This window comes from Lysinibacillus boronitolerans JCM 21713 = 10a = NBRC 103108, from assembly GCF_000772935.1.
GTDB lineage: Bacteria > Bacillota > Bacilli > Bacillales_A > Planococcaceae > Lysinibacillus > Lysinibacillus boronitolerans.
On record NZ_JPVR01000071.1, the window covers coordinates 16,132 to 35,083 of the forward strand.

Genomic DNA, 18,952 nt, shown 5'->3' on the forward strand with positions numbered 1-18,952 from the left:
GGAGTTATAGCAGATGAGTAACTATAAATTATTGACGCCAGGTCCATTGACAACAACTGAAGCGGTGAAACGAGAAATGTTAAAAGATCGTTGTACATGGGATGACGATTATAAAAATGTGACACAAGTAATTCGTAAGCAGCTCTTAAAATTAGCACAAGTTGATGAGCCTGATTACACTACGGTACTGATGCAAGGAAGTGGGAGCTTTGTCGTAGAGTCTGTACTAACAACAGCAATTGGTGAGAATGATAAAGTGCTGATACTTACAAATGGTGCTTATGGTGAAAGAATTGTTGAAATGGCCAAAGTCTTAAAGTTGCAGCATATTGTTTATAGTGTTCCTTATGATGAACAGCCATCCTCATTAGAAGTTCAAGCCTTCCTTGAAAGTGATGCAAGTATTACCCATATAGCTATCGTACATTGTGAGACGACTACTGGTATTTTAAATCCAATTAAAGAAATTGGAGAAGTTGTTCATTCCTTCGACAAAACATTTATTGTAGATGCCATGAGTAGCTTTGGAGGCGTACCAATGGATTTATCAAGCTTGCATATTGATTTTTGCATTAGTAGTGCCAATAAATGTATTCAAGGTGTTCCAGGGTTTGGATTTGTTATTGCGAATACAAGAGCTCTAGAAAAATGTAAGGGACAAGCTCGAAGTGTTGCATTAGATTTGTATAATCAATGGGAGGTGATGAAGCAAGACGGGAAATGGCGTTTCACTTCACCTACACATGTAGTGGCTGCTTTTGCGAAGGCACTTGAAGAATTAATTGAAGAAGGTGGCATTCATGCTCGCTATAAGCGCTATGCGTATAATAATCATCTACTTCGCTCTCGCTTATCAGAGCTAGGATTGAAAGCGTATATTTCGGAGGAGCTTCAATCACCAATTATCACAACATTTTTATTCCCGCATAAAGAGTTTTCTTTTGAGCATTTTTATCAAGAAATGAAAAAGGCAGGTTTCGTTATCTATCCAGGTAAGCTTACGGATGTCGATACATTCCGTGTTGGCAATATTGGTGATATTCATGAGGATGATATGCTTGCATTATGTGAGGTTATTGAAAATTATATGGTGGTGAAAAACAATGAAAATTGAGACGGTAATTTTGGACTGGGCAGGCACAGCAGTTGACTTTGGTTGCTTTGCTCCTGTAAAAGTTTTTTTAACAATTTTTGAGGACGCTGGTGTTACAGTTACACTAGAAGAGGCTCGTAAACCAATGGGTATGCTGAAAATTGATCATATCCGCACTATGCTAGAAATGCCAAGAATTAAAGAAGAATGGCACCGTGTACATGGACAACCCTTTACGGAAGAAGACGTGCATGTATTGTATAGTCATTTCGAAACAAAATTAATGGAGTCTTTAGCAACTTATACAGATCCTATCCAGCATGTGAAAACAACAGTACAGCAATTAAGAAAAGCAGGTATTCATATAGGCTCTACAACTGGCTACACAACTGCAATGATGGAAGTAGTGACAAAGCATGCGGCTGACAAGGGCTATCAACCTGATTTTCTTGTAACACCTACACAGGTAGGCGATAAAGGGCGACCATATCCATATATGATTTTTAAAAATATGGAGGCGTTAGGATCGCAAGCGACGAAGCAAGTTGTGAAGGTTGGCGATACAACATCTGATATAAAAGAAGCCTTGAATGCAGGTGTTTGGGCTGTTGGCGTAATTATTGGAAGCTCGGAAATGGGCCTTTCCGAAGAAGAATTCCGTTCTCTATCTTCAGAAGAGCAGCAACAAATCATAACGAAAACAAAATGTATTTTTGAAGAAACTGGCGCTCATTATACCATTGAAACAATGGAGGAGTTGCCAGCGTTAATTGAGACGATCAATGCTCGTTTAAATGTGGATAGACAATTAGAATATAAATAAAAAATAACCTCGGCAGATAGTACTAACTGCCGAGGTTGTTTTTAGTCGCGCTCATATGGGATTGAATCTGGTATTTCCGCAAACGGATTCTTTTCATTGATGCGGTCATAAAACATAACGCCGTTTAGATGATCTAATTCATGCTGAAAGGCAATAGCTGGCAAGCCCTTAAGGCGCATTTTTTTCTCTTCACCATCAATTGTTTTAAATTTTACTGTGATGCGTGCATGGCGAGGTACATACCCAGGAATATTACGATCAACAGAAAGACATCCTTCTCCTGCTGATAGGTATGTGTTTTCAACAGAGTGGCTAACGATCTTTGGATTAATGGCTACAAAGCTTAATTGTTCACCAGCCTCATCTTTTAAATGAAGGGCAAACATACGCTGTAAGCTATTTACCTGATTAGCAGCCAAACCAATTCCACTACGTAAATTGTATTTTTCTGCCACTTCAGGGTCTTGGCTGTTGATTAAATATTGAAGCATATCCTCAGCAAGCTTTCTTGTTTCATCAGTTAAAGGGAATTTAACTTCCTCTGCTTTTGTGCGTAAAGTCGGATGACCTTCGCGGATAATATCATCCATTAAAATCATATAGTAATCTTCCTTTCAACTTTGTAGTGCTTATTAATAAGTATACATCACGTTTTCGTACAATCCCATGAAAAAAGACCTTATTTGAATATACTCAAAAAATTTTTCTAATGCTATTAGATTTTCGAGAATGGGGTATTCTACTAGGGGAAAACCTATTGGAAAACGTAACAGTTGTATGGTGTGAGCAAGGTGTTGTAATACAGAATTTGAATATTAGTAATACAGTATAGGACAGCGGCGTTTGATTGTTATTCTAGAAAAAATCTTTGTATATAGCAGTAATAGATGATTGACCGACAGTATTTTATTCAGTATACTGAGTGTCAAGAATAAGTTGTACTAGTTAAAAAGGTGATTTATTTTAATACAGCTGAAAGGGAGATGTGACAAATGAGCAAGAAAAACAATAATATTTTTGATGCTAAACAAACGCTAACTGAAATCGAAGATAAGTTTGAAATGTTTCAAATTTTGAATGAAGAAGGCGAAATTATAAATAAAGAGGCGGATCCGAAATTATCAGATGAGGAACTTGTTGAGTTAATGACGCGTATGGTTTACACACGTATTTTAGATCAACGTTCAATCTCATTAAATCGTCAAGGCCGTTTAGGCTTCTATGCACCGACTGCTGGTCAAGAAGCTTCACAACTTGCTTCTCACTTTGCATTAGAACAAGAAGATTGGATTTTACCAGGTTATCGTGATGTACCGCAAATTGTATGGCATGGCTTACCTCTTGAAAAAGCATTTTTATTCTCACGTGGTCACTTCATTGGGAACCAGGTTCCTAAAGGTGTAAACGTTTTAGCTCCACAAATTATTATCGGTGCACAGTATATTCAAGCTGCTGGGGTGGCACTTGGTATTAAAAAACGTGGGAAAAAAGCTGTTGCAGTAACTTATACAGGTGACGGTGGATCTTCTCAAGGGGACTTCTATGAAGGCATTAACTTTGCAGGTGCATTTAAATCTCCAGCAATCTTCATCGTACAAAATAACCAATATGCAATCTCAACACCTCGTGAATTGCAAACAGCTGCTAAAACAATTGCACAAAAAGGTGTAGCAGCAGGTTTACCAAGTATTTTAGTAGATGGAATGGATGCGCTTGCAGTTTATGTAGCAACTCGTGATGCTCGTGAGCGCGCGGTTAATGGTGAAGGCCCAACATTAATCGAAACAATGTGTTACCGTTATGGTCCTCATACAATGGCTGGGGATGACCCAACTCGTTACCGTACTTCTGATACAGATAATGAATGGGCTCAAAAAGATCCTCTAGTTCGCTTCCGTAAATACCTAGAAGCAAAAGGTATATGGGATGAGAAAAAAGAAGAAGCAGTTATTGAGCGAGCAAAAGAAGAAATTAAAGAAGCAATCAAAAAAGCAGATGCTGCTCCAAAACAAAAAGTAACAGAGTTAATGGAAAATATGTATAAAGGCGAAATGCCATCTAATCTAAAAGAACAGTATGAAATCTATAAAGAGAAGGAGTCGAAATAACCCATGGCACAAATGACGATGATTCAAGCAATTACAGATGCACTTCGCACAGAATTAAAGAATGATGAAAACGTTCTTGTATTCGGGGAAGATGTAGGTGTCAACGGTGGGGTATTCCGCGCGACAGAAGGCCTACAAAAAGAATTTGGGGTAGACCGCGTTTTTGATACACCATTAGCAGAATCAGGTATTGGTGGCTTAGCAGTTGGCCTTTCTCTTCAAGGATTCCGTCCAGTTCCTGAAATTCAATTCTTCGGATTCGTTTATGAAGTAATGGATTCAATCAGTGGCCAGCTAGCACGTATGAGCTACCGTAGTGGTGGCGTATACAATGCACCAGTAACAATCCGTTCACCATTTGGTGGTGGTGTGCATACACCTGAGATGCACTCAGATAGCTTAGAAAGCTTAATGACAGCACAACCAGGATTAACAGTTGTTGTTCCATCAACACCATATGATGCAAAAGGTTTACTTATTTCTTCTATTCGTAATGACAACCCAGTTATTTTCTTAGAGCATTTAAAACTATACCGTTCCTTCCGTGAAGAAGTGCCTGAGGAAGCATACGAAATTCCACTAGGAAAAGCGGATGTAAAACGTGAAGGTACTGATTTAACAATTGTTGCTTACGGTTTAATGGTTCATGAAAGCTTAAAGGCTGCAGAAGAACTTGAAAAAGAAGGACATTCTGTAGAAGTAATCGACTTACGTACAATTCAACCAATCGATGTTGAAACTATTATTGCATCAGTTGAAAAAACAGGTCGTGCAATCGTTGTCCAAGAAGCTCAAAAACAAGCAGGGATCGCTGCAAACGTAGTAGCAGAAATTACAGAGCGTGCAATTTTAAGCTTAGAGGCTCCTGTTCTTCGTGTGGCTGCACCAGATACTGTGTACCCATTCCCACAAGCTGAAGGTGTTTGGTTACCAAACTACAAAGATGTAATGGAAACAGCGAAAAAAGTTTTAACATTCTAATAAAGCTTCTAAACTTGAACAACAGTAAATAGAAAGGATGGGTACACATGGCATTTGAATTCAGATTACCGGATATTGGCGAGGGTATTCACGAAGGCGAGATTGTGAAATGGTTCGTTAAAGCTGGAGATACAGTAAAAGAAGACGATATTCTTTGTGAAGTACAAAATGATAAAGCGGTAGTAGAAATCCCTTCACCAGTTGAAGGAACAGTAGAGGAAGTTTTAGTAGGAGAAGGAACAGTTGCCGTTGTTGGTGATGTTTTAATCCGATTTGACGCACCTGGCTATGAAGACTTAAAGCTAAAAGGTGACGATCATGCTGAAGCAAAAACAGAGGCACAAGTTCAAGCAACTGCTGAATCTGGTCAGAACGTAGAGAAAGCTCCTGCTAAAGAGGAAAAGGCACCAGAAAACGCTCCTGAAAAAGCTACAGAAAAAGCGGAGACAGTAGTTGATGAAACTAAACGTGTGATTGCGATGCCTTCTGTACGTAAATTTGCCCGTGATAACGATGTAAATATCCGTGAAGTGAAGGGTACAGGCAAAAACGGTCGAATCCTTAAAGCAGATATTGAAAACTTCTTAAAAGGTGGCGGCACTGTAGAGGCCGAAACTGCAACTATCGAAGCATCAGAAGAAACAGTTCAACAAGAAACGTCTGCACCAGCAGCACCAGTAGTTCTTGAGGGGGATTTCCCAGAGACTCGTGAAAAAATGTCAGGTATTCGAAAAGCGATTGCAAAAGCAATGGTACACTCGAAACAAACGGCTCCTCATGTTACACTAATGGATGAAGTCGATGTAACAGCTCTTGTAGCACATCGTAAAAAATTCAAAGATATCGCTGCCGAAAAAGGTGTAAAATTAACATACTTACCATATGTAGTGAAAGCACTTATTTCAACTTTACGCGAGTTCCCAGAATTTAATCGCTCTTTAGATGATGCAACACAAGAAATTATCCAAAAGCATTACTATAACATTGGTATTGCAGCAGATACTGAAAGAGGCTTACTAGTACCAGTTATTAAGCATGCAGATCGTAAATCTGTATTTGCAGTGTCTAATGAAATTAATGAATTAGCGACAAAAGCCCGTGAAGGGAAGCTAGCACCACATGAAATGAAAGGTGCTTCCATGTCCATTACGAATATTGGCTCTGCAGGAGGACAATGGTTTACACCAGTTATTAACCATCCTGAAGTAGCAATTCTAGGTATTGGTCGAATTTCAGAAAAACCTGTAATAAAAAATGGTGAAATTGTAGCCGCACCTGTGTTAGCATTATCATTGAGCTTTGATCATCGTATGATCGATGGAGCCACTGCGCAAAATGCTTTAAATCACTTAAAGCGTTTGTTAAGTGAGCCAGAATTATTATTAATGGAGGCGTAACAAAAATGGTAGTAGGAGATTTCCCAATCGAAACAGATACTCTTGTCATTGGTTCAGGTCCTGGAGGATATGTAGCAGCAATTCGTGCAGCTCAAACTGGCCAAAAAGTAACAATCGTTGAAAAAAATGTACTTGGTGGTGTGTGCTTAAACGTAGGTTGTATCCCATCAAAAGCATTAATTTCAGTAGGTCACCGTTTTGAGCAAGCTAAACATTCAGATGACATGGGAATCATCGCTTCTGATGTGAAATTAGACTTCTCAAAAGCACAAGCATTTAAAGACAGCGTTGTTAAAAAATTAACTGGCGGTGTTGAAGGCTTACTTAAAGGGAACAAAGTTGAAATTGTACAAGGTGAAGCTTATTTCGTTGACGCTCATTCAGTGCGTATCATCAATGGTGAATCTGCTCAAACTTACACATTTAACAATGTCATTATTGCAACAGGTTCTCGTCCAGTTGAAATTCCAACATTCAAATTCACTGATCGCGTATTAAATTCTACTGGTGCACTTTCTTTACAGGAAGTTCCTGGTAAATTAGTTGTTATCGGTGGCGGTTACATTGGTACAGAGTTAGGATCTGCTTACGCAAACCTTGGCTCTCAAGTAACAATTATTGAAGGCGGAAAAGATATTTTAGCTGGCTTCGAAAAACAAATGACACAAATCGTGAAAAAAGGCCTTAAAAAGAAAGGCGTTGAAATTGAAGTTAACGCATCTGCAAAAGGCGTAGAAGAAACTGAAAACGGCGTTGTAGTAACTTATGAAGTTGGCGGAGAAGAGAAAAAAGTTGAAGCTGATTATGTATTAGTAACTGTAGGTCGTCGTCCAAATACAGATGAAATGGGCCTTGCTGAAATCGGAGTTGAATTCGGTGAACGTGGTCTAATCAATGTTGACAAACAATGTCGTACAAATATTCCAAACATCTATGCAATTGGTGATATCGTTGCAGGTCCTCAACTTGCACATAAAGCATCTTACGAAGGTAAAGTTGCTGCTGAAGCAATTGCTGGTGAAAAATCAGTAGTTGATTATCTTGCTGTGCCTGCTGTATGTTTCACAGATCCAGAAATGGCGACAGTTGGTTACAACGAAGAACAAGCAAAAGCAGAAGGCATCGAATACACTGCAGCGAAATTCCCATTCGCAGCAAATGGTCGTGCTCTTGCATTAAACCAATCAGAAGGTTTCGTGAAGCTTGTTGCTCGTAAAGAAGATGGCTTATTAATTGGTGCTCAAATCGTAGGTGCTGGTGCATCTGATATGATCGCTGAAATGGGCTTAGCGATTGAAGGCGGCATGACTGCTGAGGATATTGCATTAACAATTCACGCTCACCCAACATTAGGTGAAATTACAATGGAAACTGCTGAAGTATTACTTGGCAACCCAATCCACATTGTAGCAAAAAAATAATTTGAATAAAGGAGTGTAGTTAAAGCGGATGGATCATTCGCTTAACTACACTCCTTTTTTATTAGCTCTGGTTCAATTATTTACACGTATTGTCCTAATCATACCTTTTTATAGCTGGTCGGGTTTTGATGACGGCAAAGGATAAGGATGTTGTATAGGGTACTGTACATGAAATAATGTCAGAGGAGAGAATACAGTCGTTTTTTGGTATAGAGCTAAAAAATACTATATGAGGATGAAAACGATTAGTAGAAACGATGGTGCCTCGTGCATTAGGTGCAGAAAAATAAGAACGAAATAATAGTTAGCATGTAGTTAGAAAACACAATGATAAGTAAAAAGTAGCTCCTTATGGAAAATATTCCGTAACACTATTGCCATCAAATATTAATTCTATCATTTACAAGTTCCTTTGATTATTCTGAATAATCGATAAATGCTATAATGATAGCATTGTAGAAAGTAAGGAGGATTTAATAATGGAGCTTAATTTAACAGGGAAAGTAGCAATTATAACAGGATCGAGTAAAGGGATTGGCTATTATACAGCCATGCAGCTTGTTAAAGAGGGTGCGAAGGTTGTACTTTGCGCTCGTGGTGAAAAACAACTACAAGTGGCTGCTGGATGCATAAAAAATGAAACAGGCGTAGATGTTTTAATTGTTCCAACTGACATTACAAAAGAAAAAGATTGTAAATATCTAATCGAGCGTACTGTAGAACATTATGGACGTGTTGATATTCTTATTAATAATGCAGGTACAGCTTCAGCGAATCCCTTTGAAACGGTGAGTAGTGAGCTGTGGCAGGCAGATTTAGATCTAAAGGTATTTGGAGCTATTCATTGTTCAAAATATGCAGCTCCATATATGCGTAAGGCTGGGGGCGGTGCAATCGTTAATGTGACAGCGGTGATGGCGAAAACGCCACCTGCAAGCTCACTTCCTACTACTGTAAGTCGTGCTGCTGGTCTTGCCTTGACAAAAGCGATGAGCAAGGATTTAGGGAAGAATAATATTCGAGTAAACTCTGTATGTATAGGACTGATTCGTAGTGATCAAATCGAAAAGAAATGGAAAAAGGAAGAACCCAATTTATCGTGGGAAGAATATTCTCGTAAAGTGGGGCAAGCAATTCCGCTTGGTCGTGTAGGTGATACGCAAGAAGCAGCAAACGTTATCACTTTTTTAGTATCTGATGCGGCAAGCTATGTTACAGGAACAGCTATTAATATTGATGGCGGCTCTGGTCACGCATTATAGGAAAAAATAAAAATCCACTATATGGAAATTGTGTATAGTGGATTTTATATATTTTAACCTTCTTCGTTAATAAGAACATTTTTTCCACGCATTTTCATGAACAGTGGTATAAGTAACCAAGAAATCGCTACTACTAAAAATGTGAGAGATAAAGGCTTTGATACAAAAATAGAAAAATCTCCATTAGAGATAGTTAATGCACGGCGCATATTATTTTCAATCATCGGCCCTAGTACAAGTGCAAGGACTAATGGTGCTACTGGATAATCATTTTTAGCAAATAAATAACCAAGTACACCACAAGCTAGTAATAGATACAAATCAAAAGTAGCGAATTGTACAGCATAAACACCAAAAATTGAAATGGCGATAATAATTGGCAATAAATATTTTTTAGGTGTTTCTATGATTTTTGCAAAAATACGGACCAATGGCATGTTTAATGCTAATAACATTAAATTCCCAATAAACATACTAGCAATCAATCCCCAAGCAACTTGAGGATGCTCTTCGAATAATAGGGGACCTGGCTGGATATTGTACATAATAAGTGCACCCATTAAAATAGCTGTAGTACCTGAACCAGGAATTCCTAATGTTAGCAATGGAATCATTGCACCGCCTGATGCCGCATTGTTAGCTGATTCAGGTCCAGCTACACCAGCAATATGGCCTTTTCCGAATTGCTCAGGTGTTTTACTGAATTTTTTTTCGGTAATATAAGAAAAGAATGAGGCAAGGGTTGCGCCCGCGCCAGGCAATACACCAATGAAAAAACCTAATAATGAGCCACGGGCAATCGGAACAGCACTATCTTTTAAATCTTGCTTTGTTGGTAATACACGATTAATTTTTGCTATTTGACCATCTTCTTCGTCTTTTTCAAGAATCGTTTTAAACACTTCACCTAACGCAAATAAACCAACAGCAATCGTTAAAAATTCAATACCAGAGAATAGCATCGGCTGACCAAATGTAAAACGTTCGATACCGGATACTGCATCGATACCTACTGTGCCGAGCATAAGTCCTAAGGCAGTCATAATTAAAGCTTTTGTTATAGAGCGTCCTGCAAGTCCACTTACTGCCGCCAGCCCTAGTAACATTAACGAAAAGTATTCTGCTGGTCCGAATTTTAATGCTAATTTTGAAAGGGGGTTCGCTAATAATATCAGACCTAGTAACGCTACTACCCCAGCACAAAATGAACCGATGGCTGCGATAGAAAGAGCACTTCCAGCACGGCCTTGCTTCGCCATTTGATAGCCATCCAATGTTGTGACAACGGATGAGGATTCACCAGGCGTATTTAACAAAATAGAAGTAGTTGAGCCACCATACATGGCTCCATAATATACTCCTGCAAGTAAAATAATTGAGCTTGTAGCTGCCGCTTCCGTTGGTAAGCCAGCTGTAATGGTTGCTGTAACAGGGATTAATAAAGCAACACCACTCATGGGACCGATCCCCGGAAGTACACCAACTGCTGTTCCAATTATAACACCAACAAGAGCGAATAGAAGATTTTGCCATTGGAAGGCAATAGCAAATCCATCAACTAAAAATTGCAATGTTGACATATGTTCACTCCTTTATACTAAAAAGTCGGAAAACTAGGCAGAGACCCTCCTAGTAAACCTGTAAATACATAATAAACACCCAGTGAAAAACCAGCTGCAATAATGATTGAATAGATCAGTTTAGATCGTTCCATCATTTGGAAACTGATGCATAAAAATAAAAATGTAGTAATCATATATCCTATTTTTTCAAGGAAAAATACATACGCAAGAGCGCTACCTAAAATAATTAAGAACTTTTTGAGCTCTGTTGAAGATATTTTAGAAGAAGTAGTTGGTCCTCCTGTGATTCGCTCTTTCACAGCATTTTTCCACGATTCATAAAATAATTGAAGACTTAATAAACCTAAAATAATGCCTAAACAGAGTGGAAATATTTTAGGACCGACAGTAGATCCATAAGCACTATCAGAAATTTGTGTTGCTTGAAAGACAAATAAAATACTTAGTGTGAGTAAGATAATGCTAAATACTTTATCAAATGTGTGGTTCAATCGTTTTCACCTCCATAGAGAATAATAGAAGGTTACACAAGTAGTTCTATATTTCTTTGAAATACTTGTGTCCCTTTTCTTGACAAATATTATTCCTATTTTTGCATACCAAGAGCTGTTAACAGTTCAACAATTATTTTATTTTGATTATCTAGGTAGGTTGTAAATTCTTCAGCGTTGCGGTATTCGGCTTGCCAGCCATTACGTGTTACTTCAGCTTGCCATTCTTCTGATTCAGACATTGCTTGTAATTTTTCAGACCAATAAGCAACTGCATTTTCACTCATATTTTTCGGACCAAAAATACCACGCCAGATTGTAAATTCTTCATCAATACCAGCCTCTTTAAATGTTGGAACATCAGCTAGCTCACCCTCTAAGCGTTCAGATGAACTTACAGCTAATACACGGACATCTCCAGATTTAACATACGTAGCAATTGTAGAAGCATCTGTTGCAATCACATCTGCATTCCCTCCGAGTAAAGCTGTTACGGCCTCACCGCCCCCATCATAGGAAACATATTTGATTGTTTTTAAATCAATGCCTGATTTATAAGCTGGAATAATTCCCACTAGATGATCCATAGAGCCTGGTGCAGAGCCGCCTGCTAATGTGACATCTTTGGGCGAAGTTTTCAGTGCATTTAATACATCTTCAAGCGTTTGGAATGGAGAATCCTGTTTAACAACGATTGCACCATAGTCGCGCGTTAATTGCGCTAAAGGTGTAGTGTCTTTGTAGCCAAATTTACTATTTCCTTCAGCCTTTTCATGATTAATAAGAATAGGAGGCGATTTAACCATCAACATATAATCATTATTTACTTCCTTTGTAGCGAATGTTGCCATAAAGGCAGCCCCACCACCGCCTGGTTTGTTCTCAACTTGGATTGCCTTATCAATTAAACCTGTATCATTCATTGTTTTTGCTATTGCACGAGCTGTTAAATCCCATCCACCGCCAGCCCCAGATGGAGCAACAATAGTAATATTACTTTTCGGATAATCACTTGTTTTCTTTCCTTCTGTTGTTTCTCCATTTGATGCTGAACAGCCAACCAAACTAGTAAATAGTAAGCCAGCTACCATTATTTTTGATATTTTCCTCCACATAAAAATCCCCCTTAAAAATAAAATGGTAGCGCTATCAATCTAGCGCTACCAATACTATAACGTATATCAGAATTATTTAAATATTGTGTTAATAATGTGGATTAATATCATTTTGTTCATAAAGTTTATTTGGAAATAAAGTATCGTCGCTCAGGACGACCAACTGTACCATAGGTGAGTTCAGTGTATGCCTGCTTTTGTGTAACTAAAAATTCTAAATAGCGGCGAGCGGTGGAACGACTAACACCGATATTTCTTCCTAATAGTTCAGCTGTACTACCATCTTCCATCGTACTTAAATAATTGATAACATGATTCATTGTTGTTGAATCAATGCCTTTCGGTAGTAGTGGTGTATCTTGAGGAATAGTTAAAGTTGCTTTTGGCCATAAATATTGAATTTTTTCTTGTGTAAATTTCTCGTTCTTTTGCAGCAATAAATGCTTGTAACGGAATTTTTCTATACTTTCTTTTAGTTGATCGAATGTAAATGGCTTTAAAATATAGTCCGTAACATTTTTCAGATAAGCTTTTTGAACAATATGTGCCTCTGTAGCTGCGGTAATTAAAATGATGCTACTTGTTGGACTTAATTCATTGATTTTATCTATTAAATCAACTCCAAGAATATCTGGTAAAAATACATCCAGTAATATAAGATGTGGTGAAAATGATTGAAGCCAGTCTATAGCTTCTTCCCCAGTGTTGGCACGCGCAATTACTGTGAAACCTTCAATTTTCTCTAAAAAACGACAATGTACGTCTGCTACCCGTACATCGTCTTCAATGACTAGCACTTCAATATCATTCATTAATGATAATCCCCCTTTTGCTAATAGATACAATGAATAGGGCACCGCCTAAATCGCCTTCTCCAAGAGCGAGTGAGCCGTTTAAATCATGGATGCTGGAAATTACTTTCCTTAATCCGTAGCCTCGGAGCTTAGTATCTTTTGTAGAAATATTTTCTGAAAATAGTACATCTAGTTTTTCTTGTGCTAAACCATTACCAGAGTCCTCGACTTCAAAGATGATTTCCTCGCCATTATCCAAGATAAAGAGTCTGACGATTCGTTGTTGCTCTTTATTTTTTTCAACCTCTTCAAAAGCATTGGTTAATAAATTACCCATAATTGAAATGATCAGACTTTTTTCGATATTTTCAGGAAAATTTTCTAAATAACTATCCTCATCAAAAATCAATTGAATCTTTAATTCACGAGCACGGTTAAAAAATCCAATAATTAAACCATTTAAAAATGGGTCTTTCACACGATTTGTAATAAATTGTGTTAGAGAGGAATGTCCTTGTACTTCTTTATGAATAATAGATAGGGCTTCTTCGGATGCATTTAATTGAATAAGGCCTGAAATTGTATAAAGGACATTTTTAAATTCATGTGTTTGGGCACGTAAGGATTCCGTGTATTGTTTTACTTGTGATAATTCGATAGCCATTTGCTCAATTTCTGATTGTAAACGGAAGCTTGCAACAGCACCGACAATTTTACCATTCACCTTCATAGGAACACGATTTACAATAATTTCATGACCGTTGATATTCATTAATTTATCTAACTGTTTTTCACCGTTCATTAACACATTAAGAAGATGTGTATTTGGTATATGTTGCTCGATATTATCACCAATGATAGTCGTATTGTTTGCAAGATTTAAGATATTGGCTGCAGCATTATTCAATGTTGTAATTTCACCTTTATCATTTACGGTAATAATAGCTTCACGAACTGATTCAATTAAAACATTTTTTTCTGTTAACAGATTTGCAATTTCATTTGGCTCCAAATTAAAAATTTGCTTTTTAATATTTCGGGACAAAAATATAGAACCGATAATACCAATACTTAGTGCAATTACCATCGTATAAAAAATATTATCCAGGTATAAAAGGTATAGGTGATCTAATTCACTTGTTAAGTAGCCAATTGACACAACACCTATAATCGAGCCATTTGTATCAAAAATAGGTGCTTTGCCTCGAATTGATTGTCCCATTGAACCATTTGCAATTGAAATATAAGATTCACCTTTTTTCAATGCCCTGTCATTATCATCACCCACCATGGATTTGCCAATACGATCAGCAAGCGGATGGGTGTAGCGTATCCCTTCTTTATCTCCTATGACCACGTAAGTCGCTTTTGCAGCATGCATGATGTCATTGCTAATTTTTTGCAGAACCTCCGATGGGTTGTCTGTGTGAAAAGCTGCTATAACATCGCCTCTACTAGCTGTTGTTTCCGCCAAATATAGCGCTCTGTTACCAATTTGTGTTTGTAATGCATCCGAAATGGTTACATAAAAAAGTAGACCAGCTAAAGTGACGATAATAAAAATTAAAAAACTACTGTAATAGGCAAAGCGAGTTTGGAGTTTTAATGTTTTAAAGAAAATCGAAAATCCCACCTTAGAAATTTTAATAGTATACAAACTAGTATCTTGTGTAATTTTCGATTATATAGAAAATTTTAAAAATTTGCTAGATAGTGATTAAAATATATAATGAAATGCTTCTAATGAGCCAAGGATGCTGAAAATAACAAGAGAAGGAAGTTATTTTAACGGTCAGTGTATAAGAGGATCACAAAACAACAATACATTTTACATATGTAAAATCGTGATTTATAAAGGGAAAAGAATTTTAATAGCGTACCATAGAAAGGGTTGGTTTTTCTGTAACTGCTCATTATTTTTCTAAAATTATAATAGACAGAAAATTCCTGCAGATGTAGAATGAACGATATAGGGGGTGAAAAGTGGCGAAATGTTGAACGAAAATTTTGCTGCGTTGTTGTTACGTGTTGTTCGGATTATTGTGCAAATTGGGATACTTACTATTTTCTATTACATGGGGGTTGGCATTGTTTCTTACTTGCATATCCCTCTTCCAGGAAGCGTCATTGGATTACTTTTATTAGCACTTTCACTCAATTTTAAAATAATTAAGGTTGAATATATACAAGACGGAGCAGGTTTTTTAATTGGCATCTTAACGTTGTTTTTCATTCCAGCAACTGTTGGTGTTATTGATTATCCAGAACTCATGTCAATCACTGGTCTGCTCATTATTTTAGCAGTTATTGCTAGTACGTTAATTTCTATTTATGTAACAGGATTGCTGACACAACTTATTGAGAAAAGAGAATTGGCCAAAAAAGAAAGCTCGAAGACTACTGTGGAAGAAGGAAAGGGGGAATTAACTGTTGATTGAAGTAACTGTTGTCCTTAGTACCATCATCATGTTTATTTTATTTACAAAGCTCTATCAACGTTTTCCCCATCCTATCATGATTCCCTTGGTCACTACTACGATTGTCAGTGCAGTGATTTTACTTGTGTTTGATATTCCGTATTCAACTTATATGGAAGGTGGGGAATGGCTTCAGAAAATGCTAGGGCCAGCTGTGGTGGCACTTGCATATCCTCTCTATAATCAACGAGCAATTATTATGAAATATAAGTACTCTATTTTATCAGGACTCCTAATCGGCATGATAACAGGCTTAGTGACAATTTTTGTGTTACTAAAATGGATTGGTGTAGAACCTAGCTGGATGCTCACAGCATTACCTAAATCGTTAACAACGCCTGTTGGAATGCAGGTGAGCGAAACGATTGGTGGCATTCCTCCTTTAACCGCTGTTTTCGTCATGATTGCAGGGTTTGTAGGGGCCATTATCGGACCATTAGTCATTAAGTATGGCAAAATCGACTCTGCTGTGAGTAGAGGAGTGGCAGTAGGAAGTGCTTCACACGGGGTAGGTCTTGTGAAATTAAGAGAATATGGGGAACAGGAATTATCAGTTGGTTCCTTATCAATGGGTTTAACGGCTGTTATCGGAGCATTCTTCTGCCCTTTATTTGTTTATTTATTTTTATAGATGGTGATATGCATAAGCAATTTATCGTTATGAAAATGAAATTAAAAATACTTCTGATAATATTCTATTATATCTATTTTGTAATGAAGAGAATGTTTTTCTGCTTGTGTTCAACACGAAGGATATCTTCATTTCTGTGTTGTATAAATATAAAAGCTAGCCCTTCTTTTTGAAGAGCTAGCTTTTATTTTTTAGAAAATTGGCTTACGTTCTTTGATAACACGAATTGTTTTTAATGTTGTATCTTCTGGTCCTTGAACTGGTAAACCTGCTTCAATATTCATTTGAATATAATGAATATTTTCTTGTGTAATTATTTCCCCGGGAATAAAAATAGGAATCCCAGGAGGATACACCATAATAAACTCTGCACAAATACAGTTATCTGCTTCGGCAAGAGGAACGACTTCTGTATCTGCATAAAAAGCATCACGTGGGGACATGGCAAGTGCTGGAATTTCTGGCACATTCACCAAGGCCTCTGTTATAGCTGCTTCAGAATCAAATGCTTTTGACATACGAGTTAAGGCATTTACTAAAAGGTTAATTTCCTTTTTTGTATCTCCTAAAGTCACTAAACATAAGATATTATAAAGGTCAGACAGTTCTACTTCAATATTGGCATTATACCTCAACCATTCCTCAGCTCGATGACCAGAAATACCTAAATCTTTCACACTAATCAGAAGTTTTAATGGGTCCATATCATAAGTTGCAGATGAATGTAACTTTTCCTTACCTGCACACTTTAAATGTGGTATTTGATTAATGCGTTTACGAGCATCCTTTGCTAAACGTAATGCATCGTCAATTAAATCGTATCCATGAATGGCTAGCTGACGTCGCGCTGTGTCAAGTGAAGCAAGTAATGGATAGGATGTCGAAGTTGTTGTTAACATAGAAAATACAGCTTGTACACGTTTTGCAGAAACAAGACCTTCACGTACATTTAAAATAGACGTTTGTGTCATGGAGCCACCAAGCTTATGCACGCTTGTAGCTGCCATGTCAGCACCTGCTTCCATAGCTGAATATGGAAGGTCATCATGGAATTTTATGTGTACGCCATGCGCTTCATCTACCACTACCGGAATATTACGGTCATGAGCAATCTCAACAATGCGCTTTAAATCAGCTGTAAAGCCAAAATATGTTGGATTAATAACAAGTACTGCCTTTGTATCTGGATAAGCATTTAATGCTTTTTCCACAGCTTCAGGGGATATGCCATGAGAAATCCCATATTCGCTGTCGACTTCAGGATGAATAAATATTGGAATGGCACCAGCGAATACAATCGCTGACATAATAGATTTATGGACATTCCGTGGTACTAGAATTTTATCACCTGGACCGACGACGGTTAGAATCATCGTCATGATGGCGCCACTAGTACCTTGAACGGAAAAGAATGTATGATCAGCACCAAAGGCTTCAGCTGCTAAGTTTTGCGCTTCTTTTATAGCACCCTTTGGTGAATGTAAATCGTCTAGTGGAGCAATATTAATTAAATCAATTGATAAAACGTTGTCGCCGACGAATTCTCGGAAAGCAGGATCCATCCCTTGCCCTTTCTTATGGCCTGGAATATGGAACTGAATGGGATGTCTGTTCCGATGTTTTAATAATACGTCGAACAATGGAGTCTCTAATTGTGACAACGCAGGTACCACCTCACTTTATAATATCTAAGAAAACAAATGAATTATAGCACCTAACGACACGAAAAAATAGGCTTTTCCTAAAAAATAAAAGGATTTTTTTCAGGATATCGAGAAAATAGTATTGAACGAAAGGGGAGGTACTATGAATTGGAATACACGTGTGACGGACCTATTACAGGTTAAATATCCAATTATTCAAGGGGGATTAGCCTATTTAGCATATGCTGATTTAGCTGCAGCTGTGTCGAATGCTGGTGGTTTAGGGCAAATAACAGCTATGAGTTTACGAGATCCTGAATTGTTACGAGCAGAGATCCATAAAGTCCGAACATTAACAAATAAACCATTTGGCGTAAATTTTGCGATTGGCATGCATGGTACAGGCTATGAGGATATGGTGCGTGTGGCAATCGAAGAAGCAGTACCGGTTGTTACAATGACGGGGGGAAATCCAGCACCTATATTTAATTTGCTGGCAGGCACGGATATAAAAAAATTAGTCCTTGTAGCTGCTCGTAGACAAGCTCAAAAGGCTGAACAGCTTGGAGCAGATGCTGTGATGGTCGTGGGTCAAGAGGGCGGTGGTCATCTTGGTCGTGATGATGTCGGTACAATGGTTCTTGTTCCACAAGTGGTTGATAGCGTAAGTATTCCTGTCATTGCTTCTGGCGGAATTGGCGATGGACGTGGCTGGATGGCTGCTCAAGCCTTGGGAGCTGAAGGCATTGAAATGGGCACTCGCTTTATAGCAACAAAAGAGTGTGTTGATGCTTCAGAGGCTTACAAAGAGGCGCTAATTGCGAGTACTGAGGCAGATACAACCATTATTAAGCGCTCAATTGGTGCACCAGCTCGTGCCTTACGCAATGATTTTACTGCAAAGATTTTGGAGATCGAGGAAAAAACGCCAACATATGAGGCATTAAAAGAATATATTAGTGGCTCAGCGAATAAACGTTTTATTTACGATGGTGACAAGGATCAGGGCTTTGGCTGGGCTGGACAAGTGACTGGAATGATTCACGATATTCCAACCGTTGAAGACCTTATTAAGCGAATGGTTGCAGAAGCTGAAAGTATACGGTTAAAATGGGGGCAATAACGTAAAGGTG

Annotated in this window: 17 protein-coding genes; 10 read left to right on the forward strand and 7 right to left on the reverse strand. The window is 37.9% G+C overall.

What is annotated here, in order from left to right; translation table 11 throughout:
• Positions 1-13 precede the first annotated feature (13 nt).
• Together phnW and phnX are read left to right on the forward strand one after the other, a co-directional pair.
• Complete coding sequence (gene phnW, locus CD31_RS09050; protein WP_036077043.1) at positions 14-1,114, forward strand: 2-aminoethylphosphonate--pyruvate transaminase; 1,101 nt, start codon at positions 14-16, stop codon at positions 1,112-1,114.
• Positions 1,104-1,916: a phosphonoacetaldehyde hydrolase gene (gene phnX, locus CD31_RS09055; RefSeq protein WP_036077045.1), complete on the forward strand. Its 813-nt coding sequence runs from the start codon at positions 1,104-1,106 to the stop codon at positions 1,914-1,916. The genes phnW and phnX overlap by 11 nt, the downstream gene beginning before the upstream one ends.
• A 41-nt stretch (positions 1,917-1,957) precedes the next feature.
• Here phnX and def read toward each other — a convergent pair whose 3' ends face one another.
• The gene (def, locus tag CD31_RS09060; RefSeq protein WP_016995004.1) at positions 1,958-2,515 is read right to left on the reverse strand and encodes a peptide deformylase; all 558 of its coding nucleotides are present in this window, start codon (positions 2,513-2,515) and stop codon (positions 1,958-1,960) included.
• A gap of 393 nt (positions 2,516-2,908) precedes the next feature.
• Here def and pdhA point away from each other — a divergent pair, with 393 nt between their 5' ends.
• From pdhA to CD31_RS09085, 5 genes are all read left to right on the forward strand, one after another.
• On the forward strand, positions 2,909-4,024 hold the full coding sequence (gene pdhA / locus CD31_RS09065; RefSeq protein WP_036077047.1) for a pyruvate dehydrogenase (acetyl-transferring) E1 component subunit alpha: 1,116 nt from the start codon (positions 2,909-2,911) through the stop codon (positions 4,022-4,024).
• A gap of 3 nt (positions 4,025-4,027) precedes the next feature.
• On the forward strand, positions 4,028-5,005 hold the full coding sequence (locus tag CD31_RS09070) for an alpha-ketoacid dehydrogenase subunit beta (RefSeq protein WP_004224734.1): 978 nt from the start codon (positions 4,028-4,030) through the stop codon (positions 5,003-5,005).
• A gap of 47 nt (positions 5,006-5,052) precedes the next feature.
• Entirely contained in the window at positions 5,053-6,402 is a 1,350-nt protein-coding gene (locus CD31_RS09075) for a dihydrolipoamide acetyltransferase family protein (RefSeq protein WP_036077049.1), read from the forward strand.
• A gap of 5 nt (positions 6,403-6,407) precedes the next feature.
• Positions 6,408-7,823, forward strand: a complete 1,416-nt coding sequence (gene lpdA / locus CD31_RS09080; RefSeq protein ID WP_004224738.1) for a dihydrolipoyl dehydrogenase — start codon at positions 6,408-6,410, stop codon at positions 7,821-7,823.
• A 479-nt stretch (positions 7,824-8,302) separates the two neighbouring features.
• Entirely contained in the window at positions 8,303-9,085 is a 783-nt protein-coding gene (locus tag CD31_RS09085) for an SDR family NAD(P)-dependent oxidoreductase (RefSeq protein WP_016995007.1), read from the forward strand.
• A 53-nt stretch (positions 9,086-9,138) separates the two neighbouring features.
• Here CD31_RS09085 and CD31_RS09090 read toward each other — a convergent pair whose 3' ends face one another.
• From CD31_RS09090 to CD31_RS09110, 5 genes are all read right to left on the reverse strand, one after another.
• Positions 9,139-10,665 carry a tripartite tricarboxylate transporter permease gene (locus CD31_RS09090; RefSeq protein ID WP_036077051.1) on the reverse strand — a complete coding sequence of 509 codons (1,527 nt, stop codon included), beginning with the start codon at positions 10,663-10,665 and terminating at the stop codon, positions 9,139-9,141.
• 17 nt (positions 10,666-10,682) lie between these two features.
• On the reverse strand, positions 10,683-11,159 hold the full coding sequence (locus CD31_RS09095) for a tripartite tricarboxylate transporter TctB family protein (protein WP_036077053.1): 477 nt from the start codon (positions 11,157-11,159) through the stop codon (positions 10,683-10,685).
• Positions 11,160-11,254: 95 nt separating this feature from the next.
• Positions 11,255-12,274, reverse strand: a complete 1,020-nt coding sequence (locus CD31_RS09100) for a tripartite tricarboxylate transporter substrate binding protein (RefSeq protein WP_036077055.1) — start codon at positions 12,272-12,274, stop codon at positions 11,255-11,257.
• Positions 12,275-12,399: 125 nt separating this feature from the next.
• Positions 12,400-13,086 carry a response regulator gene (locus CD31_RS09105; RefSeq protein ID WP_016995009.1) on the reverse strand — a complete coding sequence of 229 codons (687 nt, stop codon included), beginning with the start codon at positions 13,084-13,086 and terminating at the stop codon, positions 12,400-12,402.
• Positions 13,079-14,725 carry an ATP-binding protein gene (locus CD31_RS09110; protein ID WP_244905052.1) on the reverse strand — a complete coding sequence of 549 codons (1,647 nt, stop codon included), beginning with the start codon at positions 14,723-14,725 and terminating at the stop codon, positions 13,079-13,081. The genes CD31_RS09105 and CD31_RS09110 overlap by 8 nt, the downstream gene beginning before the upstream one ends.
• A gap of 334 nt (positions 14,726-15,059) precedes the next feature.
• On the opposite strand from CD31_RS09110, the gene CD31_RS09115 reads away from it, so the two are divergent.
• Complete coding sequence (locus tag CD31_RS09115) at positions 15,060-15,506, forward strand: CidA/LrgA family protein (RefSeq protein WP_036077057.1); 447 nt, start codon at positions 15,060-15,062, stop codon at positions 15,504-15,506.
• The gene (locus tag CD31_RS09120; RefSeq protein WP_036077059.1) at positions 15,499-16,176 is read left to right on the forward strand and encodes an LrgB family protein; all 678 of its coding nucleotides are present in this window, start codon (positions 15,499-15,501) and stop codon (positions 16,174-16,176) included. Before CD31_RS09115 ends, CD31_RS09120 begins: the two co-directional genes overlap by 8 nt.
• 191 nt (positions 16,177-16,367) lie before the next feature.
• Here the strand turns inward: CD31_RS09120 and CD31_RS09125 are convergent, their stop codons facing one another.
• A complete protein-coding gene (locus CD31_RS09125; protein WP_016992872.1) occupies positions 16,368-17,837 on the reverse strand; it encodes an aminotransferase class I/II-fold pyridoxal phosphate-dependent enzyme in 1,470 nt (489 codons plus the stop codon).
• A gap of 145 nt (positions 17,838-17,982) precedes the next feature.
• Between CD31_RS09125 and CD31_RS09130 the strand changes: the two genes are divergently transcribed.
• On the forward strand, positions 17,983-18,942 hold the full coding sequence (locus CD31_RS09130; protein ID WP_036077062.1) for an NAD(P)H-dependent flavin oxidoreductase: 960 nt from the start codon (positions 17,983-17,985) through the stop codon (positions 18,940-18,942).
• The last annotated feature ends 10 nt before the right edge of the window (positions 18,943-18,952 follow it).

What these genes read in the sequence shown, in the direction of transcription:
- phnW (WP_036077043.1), top strand. Translation starts at nt 14, where the DNA reads ATGAGTAACTATAAATTATTGACGCCAGGTCCATTGACAACAACTGAA.
- phnX (WP_036077045.1), top strand. Translation starts at nt 1,104, where the DNA reads ATGAAAATTGAGACGGTAATTTTGGACTGGGCAGGCACAGCAGTTGAC.
- def (WP_016995004.1), bottom strand. Translation starts at nt 2,515, where the DNA reads ATGATTTTAATGGATGATATTATCCGCGAAGGTCATCCGACTTTACGC.
- pdhA (WP_036077047.1), top strand. Translation starts at nt 2,909, where the DNA reads ATGAGCAAGAAAAACAATAATATTTTTGATGCTAAACAAACGCTAACT.
- CD31_RS09070 (WP_004224734.1), top strand. Translation starts at nt 4,028, where the DNA reads ATGGCACAAATGACGATGATTCAAGCAATTACAGATGCACTTCGCACA.
- CD31_RS09075 (WP_036077049.1), top strand. Translation starts at nt 5,053, where the DNA reads ATGGCATTTGAATTCAGATTACCGGATATTGGCGAGGGTATTCACGAA.
- lpdA (WP_004224738.1), top strand. Translation starts at nt 6,408, where the DNA reads ATGGTAGTAGGAGATTTCCCAATCGAAACAGATACTCTTGTCATTGGT.
- CD31_RS09085 (WP_016995007.1), top strand. Translation starts at nt 8,303, where the DNA reads ATGGAGCTTAATTTAACAGGGAAAGTAGCAATTATAACAGGATCGAGT.
- CD31_RS09090 (WP_036077051.1), bottom strand. Translation starts at nt 10,665, where the DNA reads ATGTCAACATTGCAATTTTTAGTTGATGGATTTGCTATTGCCTTCCAA.
- CD31_RS09100 (WP_036077055.1), bottom strand. Translation starts at nt 12,274, where the DNA reads ATGTGGAGGAAAATATCAAAAATAATGGTAGCTGGCTTACTATTTACT.
- CD31_RS09105 (WP_016995009.1), bottom strand. Translation starts at nt 13,086, where the DNA reads ATGAATGATATTGAAGTGCTAGTCATTGAAGACGATGTACGGGTAGCA.
- CD31_RS09115 (WP_036077057.1), top strand. Translation starts at nt 15,060, where the DNA reads ATGTTGAACGAAAATTTTGCTGCGTTGTTGTTACGTGTTGTTCGGATT.
- CD31_RS09130 (WP_036077062.1), top strand. Translation starts at nt 17,983, where the DNA reads ATGAATTGGAATACACGTGTGACGGACCTATTACAGGTTAAATATCCA.